This is a genomic window from Allorhizocola rhizosphaerae (assembly GCF_003426775.1).
In the GTDB taxonomy this organism is placed as follows: Bacteria; Actinomycetota; Actinomycetes; order Mycobacteriales; family Micromonosporaceae; genus Allorhizocola; species Allorhizocola rhizosphaerae.
In genome coordinates this window covers 1-4,813 of sequence record NZ_QJUG01000369.1, presented here as the reverse complement: position 1 = coordinate 4,813, position 4,813 = coordinate 1, and the positions used below count along the sequence as shown (strand labels likewise).

Here is a 4,813-nt window from a genome sequence, read left to right as displayed (position 1 = left end):
GACAACGTGGCGGCGGTGGCTGCTTTGCGGCGTGACCGGGATGAGCCGCGGGAGTTGTTGACGGCGTTGGGTGCGGTGTTCGTGCGTGGGCATGATGTGGATTGGGCTGCCACGTTGCAGGGTGCGGGTCGGCACGTGCCGCTTCCCACATACGCCTTCCAACACGAGAGCTACTGGCTGACCGCCCCGCCCGGCACGACCAATCGTGACCCCGCCGATCACCCGCTGCTTGGCGCGACCGTCGAGCTGGTCGGCGGCGGGCTGGTGCTCACCGGCTGGCTGTCGCGTGCCGCCCAGCCGTGGCTGGCCGACCACGAGGTGATGGGCACGGTGCTGCTGCCGGGAACCGCCTTCGTCGAGCTGGCGCTGCGAGCCGCCCACGAGGCGGGCTGTCAGCGGCTGGAGGAACTGACCCTCACCGCGCCATTGACGATGCCCGACCGCGGCGGGATACACGTGCAGGTGACCGTGTCCGATCGCGACGACAAGGGACGCCGGACCGTCGAGATCCACTCGCGCCCCGAGGGCGACCCGGAGGCGTCGTGGATCCAGCACGCCGCCGGTGCGGTGACCGAGACCGTTGCTGCACCTGCAGGCAGCGCTATGGCGTGGCCGCCGGCCGACGCCACCGAGCTCGACGTCACGGGTGCCTACGAGGAGTTGGCCGGGCAGGGCTACCGGTATGGTCCGGCGTTCCAGGGTTTGCGCCGCGTTTGGCAGCGCGGCCAGGAGCTGTACGTCGAGGTCGAGCTGCCCGAGGCACAACGCATGGCGGCGGCCCGATGCATGGTGCATCCGGCGCTGTTGGACGCGGCGCTGCACGCCCTGCTGCCAGGGGTGACGGCCGAGTCGACGGCGGCGGGGCTGCCGTTCTCCTGGAACGGCGTCATGCTGCACCGGGCCGGTGCGACCGTCCTACGTGGACACCTGACGCGGCGCAGCGCCGATGCCGGGCTCGATACCGTACAGCTGGAACTCACCGACGAGTACGGCACGCCCGTGGTGTCGGTCGAGTCGATGCTGTCCCGTCCGGTACCCGTGCTCCCCGCAGGGCCGCACGACGCGCTCTACCGGGTCGACTGGACCGCCGTGCCCGTAGCGGACGCAGAAGCCGAGTGGGTGGTGCTGGGCGCGGCCGGGTTCGCCGCGCCGCTGCCGGGAACGCGTTACGACGATCTGGCCGCACTGAGCGCGGCGATCGCGGCCGGCGAACCCATGCCACCGCTGGTGCTCGTGCCCGTGGCGTCGGCCGACGGCCCGCAGACCGACGTCGCCGACCTTGCAGACCTCGCCGAGCGAACCCGCGCGGCCGTGCACCGCATCCTGCGCCTGGCCCAGGACTGGTTGGCCGAGCCCCGCTTCGGCGGCTCCCGTCTCGCCCTGCTGACATGCGGTGCCGTGGCGGCGAGCGACGGCGTGGCGACCGACCTGCCGTACGCCGCCGCACGCGGTCTGCTGCTGTCGGCCGGGACCGAAAACCCGGGACGTTTCGCCGTCGTCGACGTTGACCGCGATGAGCGTTCGCTGCGGGCGGTGCCTGCCGCGCTCGGCTCGGGCGAATCCAATCTCGCCATCCGCGACGGCCAGATCAGCACCCCACGGCTCGTCGCGGCCCCACGCCAAGAGTTGGCCGCCGCGCCCTGGAATCCCGCGGGCACCATCCTCGTCACCGGAGCGACCGGCGGTCTGGGCGCACTGCTCGCCCGGCATCTCGTCGCCCGGCACGGCGCCCGCCATCTGCTGCTGGTCAGCAGGCGAGGTCTCGCCGCGCCCGGTGCCGGAGACCTTCAAAACGAACTCACCGCGCTGGGCGCCGAGGCCGAGATCGTGGCGTGCGACGTCGCCGACCGCGATGCCGTGGCACGGCTCATCGCGTCCGTGCCGGCCGACCGGCCGTTGACCGCCGTCGTGCACACCGCCGGGGTGCTCGACGACGGCATGGTCACATCCCTTACCCCGGAACAGCTTGACGGCGTGCTGAGGCCGAAGACGGACGCGGCGTGGCATTTGCACGAGCTGACCGCCGACCTGGGGCTGTCCGCCTTCGTGCTCTATTCCTCGGTCTCGGGTCTGCTGGGGCCGCCGGGACAGGCCAACTACGCGGCGGGCAACGCGTTCCTGAATGCGCTTGCGGCGTACCGAAAAACGGCCGGACTGCCCGGCATCTCGCTGGCGTGGGGGCTGTGGGCGCAGGAGGGCGGCATGATCGGGCAGCTCGACGAGGCCGACCGCAAGCGCGTGGCACGCGGCGGTGTCGTGCCGATCAGCGAGGGCGACGGCATGGCGCTGTTCGACGCCGCCGTGGTCCGCGGTGACAGCCTGCTTGCGCCGGTGCGCTTCGACACCACGGCGCTGCGGGCGCTGGGCTCCGACCTGCCTGAGGTGTTGCGTGGCTTGGTCCGCGGGCGTGCGCAGACGACCGCCGCGCCGACTATGCCGCTGTTGCAACGGCTCGCCGGGCTCGACACCGAACAGCGGGACCGGCTGCTGTCAGACCTGGTACGCGCCGAGATCGCGGCGGTGCTCGGGCACAGCGGGCGGGAGGCCGTCGACCCCGATCGGGCCTTCAACGAGTTGGGCTTCGACTCGCTGGCCGCGGTGGAGTTGCGCAACCGCCTTGGCGCGATCAGCGGGCTGCGGCTGCCCGCCACGCTGGTGTTCGACTATCCGACCGCGCGGGCCGTAGCCGGGTACCTGTCGGCCGAACTGCCGTCGTCCACATCGGACAGCACGGGCAACTCGATCGACGAGGAGCTGGACCGCCTGGAGGCGGGCCTGGCGGCATTGTCCGGCGACGCGGCTAGGCCGATCGCGATGCGCCTGGAGCGGATGCTGGTAGGCCTGCGCGGCTCGGCCGTCTCGACGGCGGGCGCGGACTCCGACCACGATCTGCAGACGGTTCCGCTGGACCGCCTGCTCGACATCATCGACACCGAGTTCGAGCTGTAGGGGCATGACGTGAGCCAGCACGAGACCGAGAAGATCGCCGACTACCTGCGCAAGGTGACCGTGGACCTGCGCCGCGCACGCCAGCGCATCCAGGAGCTGGAGCAGGTGGAGCCGATCGCGATCGTCGGGATGGCGTGTCGTTACCCGGGTGGCGTCACCTCCGCCGAGGGCCTGTGGGACCTCGTCGTCGCGGGCGGCGACGCCGTGTCGGACTTCCCCGTCAACCGCGGCTGGCCCACCGACCTGTACGATCCGGACCCGGACAGCCGCGGGCGCACGTACTGCGTTCGCGGCGGTTTCCTGCACGACGCGGACAGGTTCGACCCGGAGTTCTTCGGGATTTCGCCGCGCGAGGCATTGGCGATGGATCCGCAGCAGCGCCTGTTGCTGGAGACCGCGTGGGAGACCTACGAGCACGCCGGGATCGACCCGGTGACCGTGCGTGGCTCGGAGACCGGCGTGTTCATGGGCGTCATGTATTACGACTACGCACCGCCGCTGCGGCAGATCCCCGCCGAGCTGGAGGGCATCCTGATGACGGGCAATGCCGCCAGCGTCATCTCCGGCCGCCTCGCCTACTCGTACGGCCTGGTCGGACCGACCGTCACCGTCGACACGGCGTGCTCGTCCTCCTTGGTTTCGTTGCATTTGGCGGTACAAGCCTTGCGCCGCAGTGAGTGCTCGATGGCGTTGGCAGGCGGCGTCGCGGTGATGCACACGCCGGCAACCTTCGTGGAGTTCAGCCGCCAGCGTGGGCTCGCAGCCGATGGGCGGTGTAAGTCGTTCGCGGCCGAGGCAGACGGGGTCGGCTGGTCCGAAGGCGTCGGGATCCTATTGCTGGAGCGGCTCTCGGATGCCCAGCGCAACGGTCATCGGGTGTTGGCAGTGGTGCGTGGTTCGGCGGTGAATCAGGATGGTGCGTCGAATGGTTTGACTGCGCCGAATGGTTTGTCGCAGCAGCGGGTGATTCGGCAGGCGTTGGCGTCGGCCGGGCTGGAGGTGTCCGATGTGGACGCCGTGGAGGCGCACGGCACGGGCACCCGGTTGGGCGATCCGATTGAGGCGCAGGCATTGCTGGCGACATACGGGCAGGGCCGGTCTCCGGACAGGCCGTTGTGGTTGGGATCGTTGAAGTCGAACATCGGGCATGCGCAGGCGGCTGCGGGTGTGGGTGGCGTGATCAAGGTCGTTCAGGCGTTGCGGCACGGGCTGTTGTCGGCGACCTTGCACGCGGAAAATCGGTCGCCGTTGGTGGATTGGTCGGTCGGCGCGGTGGAGTTGCTGACCGAGGCACGACCGTGGCCGCAGCTGGATCGGCCACGCCGGGCGGGCGTGTCGTCATTCGGCGTTAGCGGCACCAACGCCCACGTCATCATCGAACAGGCACCGCAGGACGACGACGAGCCCTCCGAACAATCCGCACCGGCCATCGTGCCGCTGGTGCTCTCGGCACGCACTCCCGAGGCGTTGCGCTCCCAGGCGGCGCAGCTGCAACGGATTGTCGCGGACGGGCCGAAGCCTGTGGACATCGGCTACTCGCTGATCACCACCCGCGCCACCTTCGAACACCGTGCGGTGGTGGTGGGTGCGGATCGCCAGGAGTTGTTGGCGGGTTTGGGTGAGGTGGCTTCTGCTGGTGGGGCTGGTAGGGGTGCGTTGGGGGTTTTGTTCACTGGTCAGGGTGCGCAGCGGGCGGGGATGGGTCTTGAGCTGGCGAATGCGTTTCCGGTGTTTCGGGAGGCCTTCGATGAAGTCTGTGCGGTGTTGGATCCGGCGTTGCGGGAGGTGATCGCGTCCGGGGTGGGGTTGGAGCAGACGGGGTTTACTCAGCCGGCGTTGTTTGCGGTGGAGACGGCGTTGTTCC

Annotated in this window: 2 protein-coding genes; both read left to right on the top strand. The window is 70.1% G+C overall.

All coding sequences use genetic code 11. From position 1 onward, the window contains the following. A partial coding sequence (locus tag DM816_RS40150) for a type I polyketide synthase (RefSeq protein WP_211589066.1) occupies nucleotides 1-2,949 on the top strand: 2,949 nt, incomplete at its 5' end. A 9-nt stretch (nucleotides 2,950-2,958) separates the two neighbouring features. Continuing rightward, on the top strand, nucleotides 2,959-4,813 hold a 1,855-nt coding region (locus tag DM816_RS40145), incomplete at its 3' end, for a type I polyketide synthase (RefSeq protein ID WP_117215696.1).